General features: G+C 57.3%; 17 protein-coding genes. 4 read left to right on the top strand and 13 right to left on the bottom strand.

Going from position 1 to position 14,704, the window contains the following annotated elements:
• Positions 1–9 precede the first annotated feature (9 nt).
• Genes SIK69_RS19100 through SIK69_RS19110 form a run of 3 tightly spaced genes read left to right on the top strand, consistent with a single transcriptional unit; the run spans position 10 to position 3,042 of the window.
• Complete coding sequence (locus SIK69_RS19100) at positions 10–828, top strand: ABC transporter ATP-binding protein (protein WP_319786808.1); 819 nt, start codon at positions 10–12, stop codon at positions 826–828.
• A complete protein-coding gene (locus SIK69_RS19105; RefSeq protein WP_319786809.1) occupies positions 821–1,615 on the top strand; it encodes an ABC transporter permease in 795 nt (264 codons plus the stop codon). Before SIK69_RS19100 ends, SIK69_RS19105 begins: the two co-directional genes overlap by 8 nt.
• An 8-nt stretch (positions 1,616–1,623) precedes the next feature.
• Positions 1,624–3,042, top strand: coding sequence for an amidohydrolase family protein (locus tag SIK69_RS19110; protein WP_319786812.1), 1,419 nt, complete (start codon positions 1,624–1,626; stop codon positions 3,040–3,042).
• Between the two features lie 78 nt (positions 3,043–3,120).
• Here SIK69_RS19110 and pptA read toward each other — a convergent pair whose 3' ends face one another.
• From pptA to SIK69_RS19170, 13 genes are all read right to left on the bottom strand, one after another.
• A complete protein-coding gene (pptA, locus tag SIK69_RS19115; RefSeq protein WP_319630275.1) occupies positions 3,121–3,351 on the bottom strand; it encodes a tautomerase PptA in 231 nt (76 codons plus the stop codon).
• Between the two features lie 47 nt (positions 3,352–3,398).
• On the bottom strand, positions 3,399–4,031 hold the full coding sequence (locus SIK69_RS19120; RefSeq protein ID WP_319786813.1) for a glutathione S-transferase family protein: 633 nt from the start codon (positions 4,029–4,031) through the stop codon (positions 3,399–3,401).
• A gap of 45 nt (positions 4,032–4,076) precedes the next feature.
• A complete protein-coding gene (locus SIK69_RS19125; protein ID WP_319630581.1) occupies positions 4,077–4,928 on the bottom strand; it encodes a transporter substrate-binding domain-containing protein in 852 nt (283 codons plus the stop codon).
• A 44-nt stretch (positions 4,929–4,972) separates the two neighbouring features.
• Positions 4,973–5,749, bottom strand: a complete 777-nt coding sequence (locus SIK69_RS19130) for an amino acid ABC transporter ATP-binding protein (protein WP_319786814.1) — start codon at positions 5,747–5,749, stop codon at positions 4,973–4,975.
• Complete coding sequence (locus tag SIK69_RS19135; RefSeq protein WP_319786815.1) at positions 5,733–6,653, bottom strand: amino acid ABC transporter permease; 921 nt, start codon at positions 6,651–6,653, stop codon at positions 5,733–5,735. Before SIK69_RS19135 ends, SIK69_RS19130 begins: the two co-directional genes overlap by 17 nt.
• Before the next feature lie 9 nt (positions 6,654–6,662).
• Positions 6,663–7,172: a GNAT family N-acetyltransferase gene (locus SIK69_RS19140; protein ID WP_319630271.1), complete on the bottom strand. Its 510-nt coding sequence runs from the start codon at positions 7,170–7,172 to the stop codon at positions 6,663–6,665.
• Positions 7,173–7,182: 10 nt separating this feature from the next.
• The gene (locus SIK69_RS23030) at positions 7,183–8,115 is read right to left on the bottom strand and encodes an ABC transporter substrate-binding protein (protein WP_510463476.1); all 933 of its coding nucleotides are present in this window, start codon (positions 8,113–8,115) and stop codon (positions 7,183–7,185) included.
• Between the two features lie 20 nt (positions 8,116–8,135).
• Complete coding sequence (locus SIK69_RS23035; protein ID WP_510463475.1) at positions 8,136–9,458, bottom strand: LLM class flavin-dependent oxidoreductase; 1,323 nt, start codon at positions 9,456–9,458, stop codon at positions 8,136–8,138.
• 21 nt (positions 9,459–9,479) lie between these two features.
• Complete coding sequence (locus SIK69_RS19150) at positions 9,480–10,601, bottom strand: amidohydrolase (RefSeq protein ID WP_319786816.1); 1,122 nt, start codon at positions 10,599–10,601, stop codon at positions 9,480–9,482.
• Positions 10,598–11,599, bottom strand: a complete 1,002-nt coding sequence (locus SIK69_RS19155) for an LLM class flavin-dependent oxidoreductase (RefSeq protein WP_319630269.1) — start codon at positions 11,597–11,599, stop codon at positions 10,598–10,600. The genes SIK69_RS19150 and SIK69_RS19155 overlap by 4 nt, the downstream gene beginning before the upstream one ends.
• 91 nt (positions 11,600–11,690) lie before the next feature.
• Positions 11,691–12,242 (bottom strand): AAA family ATPase, encoded by a 552-nt coding sequence (locus tag SIK69_RS19160; RefSeq protein ID WP_319630268.1) that lies wholly within the window; start codon positions 12,240–12,242, stop codon positions 11,691–11,693.
• Between the two features lie 53 nt (positions 12,243–12,295).
• The gene (locus tag SIK69_RS19165; RefSeq protein ID WP_319630267.1) at positions 12,296–13,096 is read right to left on the bottom strand and encodes an MBL fold metallo-hydrolase; all 801 of its coding nucleotides are present in this window, start codon (positions 13,094–13,096) and stop codon (positions 12,296–12,298) included.
• A gap of 128 nt (positions 13,097–13,224) precedes the next feature.
• Positions 13,225–13,623 (bottom strand): (R)-mandelonitrile lyase, encoded by a 399-nt coding sequence (locus SIK69_RS19170; RefSeq protein ID WP_319630266.1) that lies wholly within the window; start codon positions 13,621–13,623, stop codon positions 13,225–13,227.
• A gap of 105 nt (positions 13,624–13,728) precedes the next feature.
• Between SIK69_RS19170 and SIK69_RS19175 the strand changes: the two genes are divergently transcribed.
• Positions 13,729–14,619 (top strand): LysR family transcriptional regulator, encoded by an 891-nt coding sequence (locus SIK69_RS19175; protein ID WP_319630265.1) that lies wholly within the window; start codon positions 13,729–13,731, stop codon positions 14,617–14,619.
• Positions 14,620–14,704: the final 85 nt, after the last annotated feature.

Here is a 14,704-nt window from a genome sequence, read left to right on the forward strand (position 1 = left end):
GGAGCCGCTATGCATCACATCTTACCTTTCGAACCGCCTGGCACGACACAATTGTCAGAGGAACCGCGTTTCCTGATGGCGCGCGGCGTGGAAAAAACCTGGCCGAACGGCACCGTCGCGCTGGAGCGCCTGAACCTGAATATAGGTCGCGGGGAACTGGTATCGCTGCTCGGCCCGTCTGGCTGTGGCAAAAGCACACTGCTGAAGATGTTCGCCGGGCTTGAACAGCCTAGCGCCGGGATGCTGCGCTGGAACGGACAACCGTCGCTGGCGCAACAGTGCCAGATGGCAATGGTCTTTCAGGAAGCCACGCTAATGCCGTGGGCCACCGTCGAAGAGAATGTGCGTCTGCCGCTGACCTTGCGCGGTGTGGGTAAAAAAGAGAGTACCCCACAGGTGATGCAGGCCCTGCTGGCGGTCGGGCTGGAGAACTTTCTCCATGCCCGCCCACGCGAGCTTTCCGGCGGGATGCAGATGCGGGTGGCGCTGGCGCGCGCACTGGTGACTGAACCTGATCTGCTGCTGATGGACGAACCCTTCGGTGCGCTGGATGAATTCACCCGCCACAAGCTTGATGCCGATATCCGTGCGCTGTGGGGCCGTCGCAACCTGACGGTGCTGTTCGTCACCCACAGCATCTATGAGGCCGTGTGGCTGTCGTCGCGGGTGATTGTGATGGGTGCCCGTCCGGGGCGGGTCATCGCCGACATCGAGATTGATGGGCCGTCGAGTCGTGATGCGTCCTTCCGCACCTCACCGGCGTTTATCCGTCAGGTGGCACAACTTTCCGACTTACTTGAACAGGCCAGCGGAGGCGTACATGACTAAACCCCTGATCCAGTATCCGCAGGTGCAGCGGGCGCTATGGCCTCTGCTGGTGCTGTGGGTGTTGCTCATCATCTGGGAGGCTGGGTTTCGCCAGTTTGCCGTCCCCGTCTATCTGGCCCCGAAGCCGAGCGATATCGCGTTGACGCTGTGTAGCCAACATTCTGCCCTGTTTGCCAGCCTGCTGGTGACGCTCAAAGTGACGCTGCTGGCATTTTTGCTGGCGGTGGCAATCGGCACGCTGGTCGCGTTTCTGTGCGTGCAAAGTCGGGTGATTGAATCCTGCCTGATGCCGTGGGCGATCCTCTTTCAGGTCACGCCGGTGGTGGCGATAGCGCCGCTGGTGATCATCTGGATCCACAACACCACCCTGGCACTGGTGGTATGTGCGATGCTGGTGGCGGTGTTCCCTATTCTGACCAACACCACCCTTGGGCTGCGCAGCGTCAGTCCTGGGCTACTGAACCTGTTCCACATTAACCAGGCCAGCCGCTGGCAGGTGCTGACGCGCCTGCGGGTGCCCAATGCCATGCCCTATTTCTTCAGCGGGCTGCGAATTTCCTGCGGGCTGGCGCTGATTGGCGCAGTGGTGGCGGAATTTGTCGCCGGAACCGGCGGCACCGGTGCCGGGCTGGCGTGGCAAATTTTACAGGCCGGGTTCCAGCTTAATTTACCCTTGATGTTTGCCGCCCTGTTTCTGATCACCTGCACTGGCCTCGCGCTGTGGGCATTGATGTCGTTATTAACCCGTTGGTGCCTGCGCGGCTGGCACGACAGTGAGTTGGCCTGAGGATAACCATGAACATACTGATTAAAGGCTGTACCGCAATCATGACCGGCAACCGCGACACGCCGCGCAGTTCCGGCCCTGACATCCGCGTAGCCGACGGACAGATTGCCGCTATCGGTAACCTGACACCGCAGGCCAGTGAACGGGTCATTGATGCGCGTGACTGCGTGGCCTATCCCGGCTGGGTTAACACCCATCATCATCTGTTTCAGTCGTTACTAAAAGGCGAACCACAGGGGCTGAACCAGAGTCTCAGCGCCTGGCTGGCCTCCACTCCTTATCGTTTTCGCGGCGCGTTTGATGAACACACTTTTCGCCTCGCGGCGCGCATTGGGTTGGTGGAACTGGTGCGTTCAGGTTGTACCACGGTGGCCGATCATCACTATCTGTACTGGCCGAACATGCCCTTTGACGGCGCGGCGATTTTATTTGAGGAAACCGAAGCACTGGGCGTCCGTTTCGTGCTCTGTCGGGGCGGCGCGACGCAAACCCGTGGCCTGGAAAGCGCCTTACCCACCGCTCTGCGCCCGGAGCGTTTTGACGACTGGATGCAGGATGTTGAGCGTCTCGCCGGGCAGTATCACCAGCCGCATGGCGACGCGATGCGCCGGGTGGTGATGGCCCCGACCACCACGTTACACTCAACCACCGCTCAGGAGCTGCGTGAAAGCGCCCGGCTGGCGCGGGCACTTGGCCTGCGTTTGCACAGTCACCTGTCCGAAACAGTCGATTATCTTGATGCGGCACAAACCAAATTTGGCATGACCCCGCTGCAATTTTGCGCCGAACAGGAGTGGATCGGTCACGATGTGTGGTTCGCGCATTTGGTCAAACTGTTGCCAGAAGAGATAGCTTTGCTGGGTGCCAGCGGCAGCGGTATCGCGCACTGCCCGCAGAGTAACGCCCGACTCGGCAGCGGCATCGCCGATGTGGTAGCGCTGGAACAGGCGGGTGTCACGGTGTCGATTGGCGTTGACGGCGCGGCATCGAATGAAGCCGCCGATATGCAGAGTGAAACCCATGCCGCCTGGCAGCTACAGCGGGCGCGTAAAGGGATGCTGGCCCGCCCACGCTATGAGGGTGGCACCTTTGAAGGCGGGGGTGATGCCGCCCCGGTGGAAGATGTGATCCGCTGGGGAACGTCGGGCGGTGCGACGGTATTGGGCCTGGACACCGGAGAGCTACGCCCGGGCATGGCAGCCGATATCGCGCTCTATCAGCTCGACGACCCGCGTTACTTCGGCCTGCACGATATCGCCATCGGCCCGGTGGCCTGCGGCGGTCGGGCGCATCTGAAGGCGCTGCTGTGTCAGGGGAAAATGATTGTCGAAAATGACGCGATCCCAGGACTGGATCTACGAGAATTAGGGCTTCAGGCGGCAGAGGCAGTTAAGCAACTTCAGCAAAGATCGGGCGTACGTGGATAAGAATAATGCCCGATGGCGCTAACGCTTATCGTGCCTACAAACATAGGCCTGGCAAGCATTAGCGCCGCCGGGTTTGTATTAGAGACTGTAGCCCGGTTTCTTAAGCAGCGTCTCGAGCTGCGGGCCAATCTCTTTATCCCAGACCTGCGCTTTCCAGTCGGCTTCAGCCACCTGTTCCAGACCGATGCTAATCGAGCCGTCTTTACTGCCGAGATGGCGGCCGATCGCGGCGGCGATATCTTCGGCCAGGGCGTTCTTTTGTTCGTCGTTCAGGTCACGGGGAAAACATTTAATGGCTACGTGCGGCATGGTGGTCTCCTTATTGTGTTCCCTAAAACTATCATCTTCTCAGCGACTTAATTAGCGTTTTGTGCAGTTAACAGGTCATTACTGCGCAGGACGGTTTGCAGTTCCTCGCGCTGGGCGATGTGGTCGGCGATGGCACTTAAGCGCGGAGTGTTTTCGGTAAACCACGCCGGACGTGGGCCCCAGGTTCTGATCACCACGATATAGGCATCAAGTAACGTGACGTTGTCACCTAAAGCATATGGCCCTACAAGCTGTTGATCCAGCCACTGATACAGCGTTTTACGGTAGGCAATACAGCTATTTTTCAGCTGTTCCGGCGCGTCGGACGCAAAGCGTTCGGGGTAATCGGCGTAGGTAAACGTAGGATAGACATTCGCCACCAGCCACACCAGCAGGCGCTGGAACAAAGCACGCTGCGATGTACCGATGGGCGGCGCGAGATGGGGATGGGTGTCGAGGATCATCAGCGCGATGGCGGCGGATTCAGTCATCACGCTGCCATCGTCGAGTCGCAACGTGGGCACCTGACACAACGGGTTTATCTGTTCCAGCACGTCGTGCTGCGGGCCAGGATTGTCGAAGCCGTTGACATCAACGAAGTGGTACGGGATCTCGGCCATCGTCAGCATCACTTCGCTGATTGCCGAACCCCAGCCCGGCACGCCATAGAGCGTTAACATACGTTGTTCCTCTTTGGATGCAGAAACCAACAGTATGGACCCAAATCACGGATAGGTGATCCCCGGCGGGTTGACCTCAGATTGCGCCACACCCTCGCCGTCTTCTCCCCAGCGTGCAAGAATTTTTTGAACATCTCCTCGTTCAATGCCGCCGTTGAGCGCGGCTTGCAGGGCATACACCAGCTGGTTACCCTTTTTGCTGGTGGTGGCCACAAACGCCTTTTTCGGCCCCAGCCCGACCACTTTGGTTTTGCCGCTCAGGGCTGCTTTATACGATGACACCGACTGCGGCCCAAAGAACACATCCGCCCGGCCCGACTGGATATAGAGATTGCCCGACGCATCATCGGTCAGATACACCGGCAGCGCCGGGGCGCGCCCGGCTTTCTCATTCTCCGCATTCCAGCCGAGTAAAATCCGTTCCTGATTCGTTCCCGAACCGACGATCACTTTTTTGCCAGAAAGATCGGCCGGGCCTTTCACCGACGCTATCGTACTGTCAGATTTCACCGAAAACGCCAGCGAATCGACGCGATACGTCGCGAAATCGAACTTCTCTTTGCGCTGCTCAGTGACCGCAATATTCACCAGTGCCACGTCATAACGCCCGGAGGTAATGCCGAGCGGCCAGTCTTCCCACGCGGTCGGCACCAGTTTGAGCTTCAGACCCAGGCTTCCCGCCAGCAATCGGGCGATATCCGGGTCGCTGCCGATTCGTGTGCGGTTATCACTGGCCAGCAGCGCCAATGGCGGAGAGTTAAGGGCAGAAATCGCCACCGTCAGGGTGCCCGGTTCAACAAATTTGTAGCTCGCCGGGATCATCGCAATCGCCTTTTCATCCCGCGCGACCGGGAGCGGCTGCTCGTTGGCTTTCAGATCGATGCGCCCTTCCGCCATCGTTGAACTGGCGCACAGCACTCCACAAAGTAAGATCCATTTGTTCATGACAGTACCTTCGATAAAAATTGTCGCGTTCGCGGATGCTGCGGGCGATTCAGCACCGCGTCGCTTTCGCCCTGCTCGACGATTTTGCCGTCGACCATAAACACCACCTGATCCGCGACTTCGCGGGCGAAACCAATCTCATGAGTGACCACCACCAGCGTAGTGCCGGACCGCGCCAGGGTTTTGATCACATCCAGCACTTCACCCACCAGTTCCGGATCCAGTGCCGAGGTCGGTTCATCAAACAGCATCACCCGCGGCTTCAGGGCCAGCGCTCGGGCGATGGCAATGCGCTGCTGCTGCCCGCCGGACAGATGACGCGACCAGGCGTCGGCCTTATTGCGCAGACCGACAACGTCCAGCAGCTCATAGGCCCGTTCTGTCGCCTGCTTCTTACTCAGCTGACGGTGCGCCACCGGGGCTTCAATCAGGTTCTCCAGCACCGTCATGTGCGGGAACAAATTAAAGTTCTGGAACACGTAGCCGACGTTGACACGCTGGCGCAGGATCTCCTTTTCCTTGAGTTCATACAGCTTGTCGCCCTGTCGGCGATAGCCGATGTAGTCGCCATCAATCTGGATAAAGCCTTCGTCGACCCGTTCCAGATGATTGATGGTGCGCAGCAGCGTCGATTTTCCCGAACCTGACGGGCCTAAAATCACCGTCACCGTACCGGGCGGGATCTCCAGCGACACGTTATCCAGCGCCTTGTGGCGACCAAAATTTTTACTGACGCCGGTAATCGAAATATGGCCTTCAGGAGAGTTGAGCATGGGCAGGCTCCTGGGTTGCAGTGGCCGCGGACGTAACGGCGCGGCTGCGGTTAGTATTCACGGCAGAGCGGCGCTCGCTCTTCGCCAGGGCGCGTTCCACCAGATACTGAATGGCGGACAGGAAGCTGGTGATCACCAGATACCACACCGCGCCCACCATCAGCAGCGGGATAACCTCTTGGGTGCGGTTGTAGATCATCTGGATGGTGTAAAACAGTTCCGGCATTGCCAGGACGTAGACCATTGCGGTGCCTTTGGCGAGGCTGATAATTTCGTTAAAGCCTGACGGTAAAATGGTGCGCAGCGCCTGCGGAAGAATAATGCGCAGGGTACGTCGCCAGGCGGGCAATCCGAGAGCCGAGGCCGCTTCATACTGACCTTGATCGACCCCGAGAAAACCGCCGCGAATGATTTCCGCGGTATAGGCACTCTGCACCAGCGTCAGGCCAACCACGGCGGTGGAAAATTGCCCCAGCACGTTGATGGTCTGGTAACTCGCCCACGTAATGCCGGTGAACGGGATGCCGACCGATAGCGTGTCATACAGATATGAGAAGTTGTACAGCACGATCAGCACCACGATCAGCGGTAGCGAACGGAACAGCCAGATGTATCCCCATGCCAGGCTGCTGAGCAACCAGGATGATGACAACCGGCACAGGGCCAGCACGCCGCCGAAGATAACGCTCAACACCGTGCCGAGCAGGGTCAACAGCAGCGTTTGCCCTAACCCTTCCAGGATTATCGGATCGAAGAACCAGCGGGCGAACACCCCCCATTCCCAGCGCGGGTTAAAGGCCACCGACTGGATGACAATCGCCAGAATCGACAGCGCCACCCCGGCACCGACTATGCGCAGCGGATAGCGCGCGGGCACCACTTTAATCGTTTCGTGCGTCTTCATCGTCACTCCTCAGGCGCTTTTGCTGAGCGCGGGCACCGCCAGCGCTTTGGTGAAACGAAGTCGTCCATCGAACGGCGGGCGGCTGTACTCTTCCGGGTCACGATACAGATCGAACTGCGGCTCATAGTCCTGGCTCAAATACAGACGCACTGCCTCAGGCTGGCGAAAACCGGTGGTCAGATACAATTGGGTATATCCGGCGAGCAGCGCCCGCCGTTCCAGTTCTGCCACCATGCGCCCGGCCAGCCCCTGCTGACGCAGGGTTTTATCGGTCCAGATACGTTTGATTTCGGCGGTCTGTGCGTCATAGGGTTTGTAGGCCCCAGTGGCGATGATCGCCCCCTCACGCTCCAGCACGATAAACAGTCCCTGCGGGGGTAAATACCATTCGGTCAGCTCGACTTCGGCATCACGCGAAAAGTAGTCGCCGTAGCGCGCGGCATACTCCGCAAACAGGCCGTTCAAAATGGGCTGGAGTTCTGCATCTTCCGGGGAAACATCTCGAAAGCGTTCGCTCATAGTAGGCTCCTCAGTCACCGAGTCCGGCAGGGTTAACTTCTGATTGCGGAATGCGCTCCACGCCTTCGCCCCAGCGGTTCAGCACTTTGTCATAGTCACCGTTTTTAATGACCCCGTTGAGCGCGGTCTGCACCGGTTCAGCTAAGCCGCTGCCTTTTTTCAGCGTTACGGCGATGTGCGCCGCTTTCGGCCAGCCGCCGTCCACGCTGCCCACCAGCTTGGTTTTGCCATTCAGCGCCGCTTTCCAGGCACCGATCACATTTGGGCCAAAGTAGGCATCGGCGCGACCGGACTGTAATGCCAGCGTCTGGGCGGCATCGTCTTTGGTGTACACCGGGGTAAACGGCTTCAGACCCTTCTTCAGGTTTTCGGCGTTCCACGCCAGCAGGATCGCTTCCTGGTTGGTGCCCGACCCGACGATGATTTTCAGCCCGGCGATATCTTCAGCTTTCTCAATCTTGCCGATATCGCGGGTAGATTTGACGTAGAAGCCGAGTGAATCCTTACGGTAGGTGGCGAAATCGAATTTCTCTTTACGCTCTTTGGTCACCGTAATGTTGCTGACCGCCGCATCATATTTGCCGGAGGCCACACCGAGCGGCCAGTCTTCCCATGAGGTCACCACCACGTTGAGTTGCAGGCCCAGGCTGTCGGCCACCAGACGCGCGATATCCACTTCGCTGCCGAGCAAGGTTTTATTGTCATCGGAGAACACGGTCAGCGGCGGCTGGTTTAACCCCGCCACGGCCACGGTAAATTTACCCGGTACCGCTGGTTTGAACCCCTGCGGTAATTGGGCAATCGCCGAAGGATTTTTGTCGGTATTAACCGGCGCTTTATTGGCCTCGACGCTAACGCCAGTGCCGTTGATGGTGACGTCACTGGCCTGCGCCAGCCCGGAAAATGCCAGCGTGAGAGCCAGCAGCAGCGATGATTTTTGCATGGTGAAGTTTCTCTTATTATTTATTTGGCGAGTGGCGTGAACTGATTAACGGGTTGAGCCAGACCTAAGCTTTCTCGCAGGGTATGGCCGGGATACTCACGGCGGAACAGGCCGCGCGCCTGAAGCACCGGCACTACCTGGTCGACAAAGCGCGGGAACGTGTCCGGGGTGCCGCCCTGAATAATGAATCCGTCGGCGGCATGGCTGTCGAACCACTGCTGCAAACCGTCAGCGACCTCTTCTGCCGTTCCGGAAAAACGCGGCCGCGGGCTGGCGGCTTCCAGCGCCACCTGTCGCAGGCTTAACCCCCGCTCACGCGCATTACGTTTGATTTCATCGGTCGTACTGCGAAAACTGTTCTGGCCCAAATCGCCCAGTTCCGGGAAGGGTTCATCCAGCGGATACTGGCTGAAATCGTGATGCTCAAAGTAGCGCCCGAGGTAGTTCAGCGCGTCGGTAATTGACACCAGCGCCGCTGTGGTTTGGTACTGCTGTTCCACATCGTCGGCATCGTCGCCAACAATCACGCTCACACCCTGGAATATATGCAGTTCATCGCCACGGCGACCGTTAATTTCAAGCTGACTTTTCACATCACGATAAAAAGCCTGCGCTTCGGCCAGCGATTCATGATGAGTAAAAATCGCGTCTGCGTGCGTCGCTGCCAGTTTTTTCCCGTCGTCCGAGGCACCTGCCTGAAATATTATTGGCCGTCCCTGCGGGGTCCGACCTATATTCAGCGGCCCGGAGACCTGGAAAAAATCACCGTGATGATTAAGGGTATGTAATTTGCTCGCATCGAAGAACTGACCGCTGGCTTTATTACGCACAAACGCATCTTCTTCCCAGGAATCCCACAGCCCTTTCACCACCTGTAAATATTCATCGGCGATGCGATACCGCAGGGCATGCTCTGGGTGCTGGGCGCGGGAGAAATTCTTCGCCGATCCTTCCAGCGGTGACGTCACCACGTTCCAGCCCGCGCGACCGTTGCTGAGATGGTCGAGGCTGGCAAACTGACGGGCAGTAATAAACGGCTCGCTGTAGGAGGTCGACAGCGTGCCGACCAGGCCCAGATGTTGGGTCACGCTCGCCAGCGCCGATAAGACCGTTAACGGCTCAAAACGATTTAAAAAATGAGGAATTGATTTTTCGTTGATATATAACCCGTCGGCGACAAAAATAAAGTCGAGCTTCCCTTCTTCTGCTTTTAACGCCGTTTGTTTGACGAATTCTAAATTAATACTGGCATCGGCCTGTGCCGCCGGATGACGCCAGGCAGACATATTTCCCGAAGCGCCATGCAATATCGTGCCGAGCCGCAATTGCCGTTGTGAAGACATAATGACCCCTTAAGTGAACGCTTAAATATGGAGTAATGCTTTTTCCGCCAGCGTGGCAAAATAGTGTGCCGCCGGGGCGAGTAATTTCTCATCCGGATTAAACGCCGGATGGTGCAGGCCAAATTCACTGGCGCTGCCGATACTGACGAACGCGCCGGGGATCTGTTGCAAATACACCGCAAAATCTTCGCCCCCCATGTGGAGATCTGCCTTTGCGGTGTGATAACCCACCTCGGCGGCAACCTGAGTGGCGAGCTCCGCCCATTCGTCGGTATTGACCAGTGCGGTTGGCCCCGCATACCAAATTACGTCGATCTGCGCATTAAAGGCGCTGGCAAAACCGGCGGCCATTTCACTGACCCGCGCTTTCACCTGCTGCTGCACTTCGGTGCGATGGGTGCGGAGTGTGCCTTCCAGTTCGACGTTTTCGGGCAACACGTTCCAGGTATTACCGCCCTGAATGCGCGTCACGCTCAGCACCACCGAATCGAGGGTATTCACCTCGCGGCTGGCGACGCTTTGCAAGGCGTTCACCAGTTGGCTGGCGAGCAAAATGGCATCCTTTCCTTCATGAGGGCGGGCTGCGTGGGCACCCTTTCCGTGCACCCGCACCACGAAGCGATCGACGTTGGCGTAGAAGGCTCCGCCGCGGGTGGCAAAGGTGCCCACCGGCAGCCCAGGTTCGTTATGCATACCGAAAATGGCGGAAACCCCCTCGAGCGCACCGGCGCGGATCAGGGTTTTTGCGCCACCAAAACTCTCTTCGGCAGGCTGAAACAGAATACGTACGCGGCCCGGCAGCTCGGTTTCGCGCGCTTTGAGCAACAGCGCGGCCCCGAGCATCACGCTGGTATGAACGTCATGCCCGCAGGCATGCATCACTCCGCTATTTTGCGATCGAAACGCCACTTCAGCGGCTTCTTCAATCGGCAACGCGTCGATATCAGCACGCAGCGCAATCACCTTTTCTCCCTTGCCGATTTCCGTCACCACGCCCGTTTTCAGGGCGTATGGCGAAATTGACAGACCGGCGCTTTGCAGCCAGTCACGGATCCGCGCGGTGGTCGCCACCTCCTGCAAAGAGAGTTCCGGGTACTGGTGCAGCTCGCGCCGCCAGGCAATCAGCTGTTGTTCGAAGCTCATGACAGCACCTCCGCGCGGTTCAGCGCCTGGGCCAGCAGACGTAATGACGTCTGACGGGCAGTGCCTTCGGCAATCGGGGTGTCGATAATAAATTCGTCCACGCCGTAATACTGATGGAGAGCATCCAGCTGGGTGCGCACCTGCAAGGCGGTGCCTGCAATTAACGACGATTCACGGCGCACGATCTCCACCGCCGGGCTGCCCGCCTGATGCGCAAAGGCTTCGGCCTGCTGCTGGCTGGCGACCGACACGCGCTGACCGTTTTCCAGCCGTACGCCCCAGACTTCAACCTGTTCCGCCAGGGTAGCCGCCTGAGCGGCGTCCGGGGCGACAATCACCTGCACAGCGACAATCGCATCGCGCAGGCTCAGCGTCCGCCAGCGGGTAATCACCTCGCGCAGCAGGTTTTTATCGCCGTTCAGATGTGCGGCGAACACAAAATTCCAGTCCAGCTGCGCGGCGAGTTCTGCACTTTCGAGGCTGGCCCCTAACAGAAAGCCGTCCGGGCGCTGGGGTGGAACCGGCGTCGCCAGCACCGCATCGGGGCTTTCCGCCCGCGTGAGGGATAACCAGTTATCCAGTTGCGCAAGCTGGTCAGCAAAGCTGCCCTTCTGCTGCGGATCCACACCCTGTTGTAAGGCGCGAGTCGAATGCGGTAAACCGCCCGGCGCTTTGCCCACGCCCAAATCGACACGACCCGGCGCGAGAGAGGCCAGCAGGTTGAAATTTTCCGCGACTTTGTACGGGCTGTAGTGTTGCAGCATCACCCCGCCGGATCCGATACGGATCCGCTTCGTCTGCCCCAGAAGCCAGCCAATCACCACTTCCGGTGACGGGCTCGCCAGCTGCGGGGTATTGTGGTGCTCGGCAATCCAAAAACGGTGGTAGCCCCAGGCATCGGCCTGTTGCGCCAGCGTTAAGGTGCGGGCCAGGGCCTGAGATGCGGTCTCGCCATCTGCCAGTGGGCTTTTATCCAGGATACTGATTCGATAAGACATGTCGCAGGCTCGTTATGAGGAACATGCCTGCATTATTAGAAGGGGATGCGTCGCGTGAGAAACAATTTATTTACATTTGCTCAGCACAAAATTAGATATCAGGGGAAGGTTGTTGCGACAATTTGGTAATAAAGGCTTCCGTATCGGCCTGATTGCGCAGTCTGACAAAGGTGAGCCCGGCAAACTGCGGGTCGTGCATATCTGTCAAATAACGTTGCCGATTTTTATGCCATGTTTTAAGCGTCCAGAGAATAATCGAGTCGCGACTCAAAAAAGAACGGCGAAAACGTTCCCTGTTACCGGTGCCTGGCCACAGTTCCTGTTTCGTCCAGGCTCGCGAAAAGGCTCTGCCAATAGCCTGTCGTAGCGTGCGCCAGAAACCATAATCTACCCAGACGATCATCTCGGCATTACGCCATTTCACCGGACGCGTACGGTTATAATTACCGTCGAGCACCCAACCTTCACTGGCGGTTAATACGTCTTCCAGTCGAGCAAACAATTCATCGTCCGGTGTTCCCTGCCAATCAGGCCGCCAGTAAAGCGTATCCATTTCGATATAAGGTACATTCAGTTGCGCAGCCAAGCGGCGAGCCAGCGTTGATTTCCCCACCCCGCTCGTCCCCACCACGTTTATTCTCATCGCTGCGCTCCTTTTGATTGCCCAGCACCATCATGAAGAAGAGTGTCTGGCATTTATTCAAACACAAACGTGTCCCCTGCGGCAGGGGTAACTACCTTGGGCAACCACCATCGTCCCCATATCCCGGTACAATGGCACCCCATTATTTTATCGGGTTTTTGCTGATTGAGAAACGCCCTAACTTGCCATAACACATGCGGAGCAGCACTACGCAGATGAAAACCACCGAATAAAGCGTGGATATGATTTATCCCGGTGATTTTCTGACAATGACGCGCAATATTAATGATCCCACGATGGCCGCAGCCGGTAATAATCACCAGGCCTTTATCTGACTTATAAATCAGCACCCCTTCGTCATTCACATAATCCACACCCGCATTATTTCCGGTAATAACACCGTATGCCTTCTGCTGGGTCATTGGGATTTCCCCTGACCAAAGAAAGCGATCGCTGATAGGCATTGGCGCAGCGCTATATTCCATGCGATGACGCGAGTAATCGATATCTAACGATAATTTCTTAATTTTCTGGCGATAGCCAAGAATCTTTACGCAAGAGAAGCGTTCATTTGCTATTTGAGGATGGCAGATAATACGGCTGTTATCAGGCAACCAGGGCACGCCTCCGCAATGGTCATAATGGCCATGGGATAGCACCGTGGCGGTTAAATTCGAAAGATCGACGCCCATCAGCGCTGCATTTTGCAAGAAACGACCATCAGGCCCGGTGTCGAACAAGATGGCATCTTTGTCGTCCTGAACCAGAAGACTCAGTCCTGCTTTAACAGAAAGTGGATGTAATGCCCTGGCAGAAAGCTGATTTTCCAACAGCACTCTGATTGTTAACGCCATGTTTGCTTTTTCCTTAGGAGGGATCCTTTGTTATTCAGCCTTAATCTTACGCCTTCCTGGTCTCCAAAAAGCGGAAGCAGGCCTGAATTCACGCTTCAGGCCTGCTTCGAAGTTGATAAGAACTGCGTTTAACGTCCGGCGTACTCTTCATCGGTGACTTTCTCAAGCCAGGTTACCGGCGATCCATTCTCGGATTCGGCGATAGCGATGTGAGTCATGGCGGTTTCTGAGCTCGCTCCATGCCAATGCTTAATACCCGGCGGGATCCACGCGATATCACCCTGATTCAGCGCCTGCGCGTCTTTCCCTTCCTCCTGTAACCAGCCACGACCCTGGGTAACAATCAGCGTTTGCCCGAGTGGATGGGTATGCCATGCGGTGCGCGCCCCAGGCTCAAACGTGACCGTTGCCCCGCCGACTTTCGCCGGTTCTGTTGCCTGAAACGGCGCATCAATTCTGACCGTACCGCTAAACCATGCTTCCGGGCCTTTGACCGACGGCAGTGAACCACTACGAATAATTTTCATACTTCCTCCTGGTTGATGGATCTAGCGTAGCGCGGATTGTACAAGACGATTAGACTGCATAATCAGAATGGAACTATGAAATCAATTCATTAATCAGGGTAGGCAATGCTGAAAGACAATATTCATGACCTGCTGTCGTTTATGGTGGTGGCGCGTGAGCGCAGCTTTACCCGTGCGGCGGCGCAGTTGGGCGTATCGCAGTCAGCGCTCAGCCATGCGATGCGTAACCTCGAGGCGCGGCTCGACGTGCGTCTCCTGACGCGTACCACCCGCAGCGTGGCTCCCACCGAAGCGGGTGAAAAGTTGCTGACCCGCCTCGGGCCACAGCTTCAGCAAATCGAAGACGAACTGAATGCGTTGCATGAGCTACGAAATAAACCCGCCGGAAATATTCGGATAACCGCCGGAGAACACGCCACGCAGTCGGTGCTGTGGCCTGCGCTGCGACCGTTTCTTCAGCGTTATCCGGATATCCATGTCGAAGTGACGGTCGATAATGGCCTGACGGACATTGTCGACGGGCGTTTTGATGCAGGCGTCCGGCTTGGCGAACAGGTGGCAAAAGATATGATTGCGGTGAAAATCGCCCCGGAAATGCGAATGGCGGTAGTGGCGTCGCCGGATTATCTGGCGCGTTTCGGTACACCCGTTTCCCCACGCGAGCTGGAACATCATTGCTGCATCAATATGCGCCTGCCGACACGCGGTGGATTGTACGCCTGGGAATTTGAACAAGGCGACCAGGTGCTGCGGGTACGGGTTGAAGGTCAGCTGACACTCAATACGTTGCCTCAGCGTATTGACGCCTCGCTCGCCGGGCTCGGTTTTTGCTATGTCCCGGAAGACACTATCGCCGACGCGGTCAGTTCAGGAAAACTGGTCAGAGTGCTGGAAGACTGGTGCCCCCCCTTCCCCGGTTACTACCTCTACTACCCTGGCCGTCGCCAGCACACGGCGGCGTTTGCCCTGTTGATTGATGCGTTGAGGCTGACATAACGTACTGGAAACGCTACCAAATAATTATGCTATCGGCTCTTTGTTAGGCAGCAGATCTGACCACACGAAATGTTTCGACGGCCGT

This window comes from Scandinavium lactucae (genome assembly GCF_033843265.1).
GTDB lineage: Bacteria > Pseudomonadota > Gammaproteobacteria > Enterobacterales > Enterobacteriaceae > Scandinavium > Scandinavium lactucae.

Bases quoted from the DNA above. Each gene is read 5' to 3' on its own strand.
- SIK69_RS19100 (WP_319786808.1), top strand. From the start codon at position 10: ATGCATCACATCTTACCTTTCGAACCGCCTGGCACGACACAATTGTCA.
- SIK69_RS19105 (WP_319786809.1), top strand. From the start codon at position 821: ATGACTAAACCCCTGATCCAGTATCCGCAGGTGCAGCGGGCGCTATGG.
- SIK69_RS19150 (WP_319786816.1), bottom strand. From the start codon at position 10,601: ATGAGCTTCGAACAACAGCTGATTGCCTGGCGGCGCGAGCTGCACCAG.
- SIK69_RS23030 (WP_510463476.1), bottom strand. From the start codon at position 8,115: ATGCAAAAATCATCGCTGCTGCTGGCTCTCACGCTGGCATTTTCCGGG.
- SIK69_RS19175 (WP_319630265.1), top strand. From the start codon at position 13,729: ATGCTGAAAGACAATATTCATGACCTGCTGTCGTTTATGGTGGTGGCG.
- SIK69_RS19165 (WP_319630267.1), bottom strand. From the start codon at position 13,096: ATGGCGTTAACAATCAGAGTGCTGTTGGAAAATCAGCTTTCTGCCAGG.
- SIK69_RS19125 (WP_319630581.1), bottom strand. From the start codon at position 4,928: ATGGCGGAAGGGCGCATCGATCTGAAAGCCAACGAGCAGCCGCTCCCG.
- SIK69_RS23035 (WP_510463475.1), bottom strand. From the start codon at position 9,458: ATGTCTTCACAACGGCAATTGCGGCTCGGCACGATATTGCATGGCGCT.
- SIK69_RS19140 (WP_319630271.1), bottom strand. From the start codon at position 7,172: ATGAGCGAACGCTTTCGAGATGTTTCCCCGGAAGATGCAGAACTCCAG.
- SIK69_RS19170 (WP_319630266.1), bottom strand. From the start codon at position 13,623: ATGAAAATTATTCGTAGTGGTTCACTGCCGTCGGTCAAAGGCCCGGAA.
- SIK69_RS19130 (WP_319786814.1), bottom strand. From the start codon at position 5,749: ATGCTCAACTCTCCTGAAGGCCATATTTCGATTACCGGCGTCAGTAAA.
- SIK69_RS19110 (WP_319786812.1), top strand. From the start codon at position 1,624: ATGAACATACTGATTAAAGGCTGTACCGCAATCATGACCGGCAACCGC.
- SIK69_RS19135 (WP_319786815.1), bottom strand. From the start codon at position 6,653: ATGAAGACGCACGAAACGATTAAAGTGGTGCCCGCGCGCTATCCGCTG.
- SIK69_RS19120 (WP_319786813.1), bottom strand. From the start codon at position 4,031: ATGTTAACGCTCTATGGCGTGCCGGGCTGGGGTTCGGCAATCAGCGAA.
- SIK69_RS19160 (WP_319630268.1), bottom strand. From the start codon at position 12,242: ATGAGAATAAACGTGGTGGGGACGAGCGGGGTGGGGAAATCAACGCTG.
- pptA (WP_319630275.1), bottom strand. From the start codon at position 3,351: ATGCCGCACGTAGCCATTAAATGTTTTCCCCGTGACCTGAACGACGAA.
- SIK69_RS19155 (WP_319630269.1), bottom strand. From the start codon at position 11,599: ATGTCTTATCGAATCAGTATCCTGGATAAAAGCCCACTGGCAGATGGC.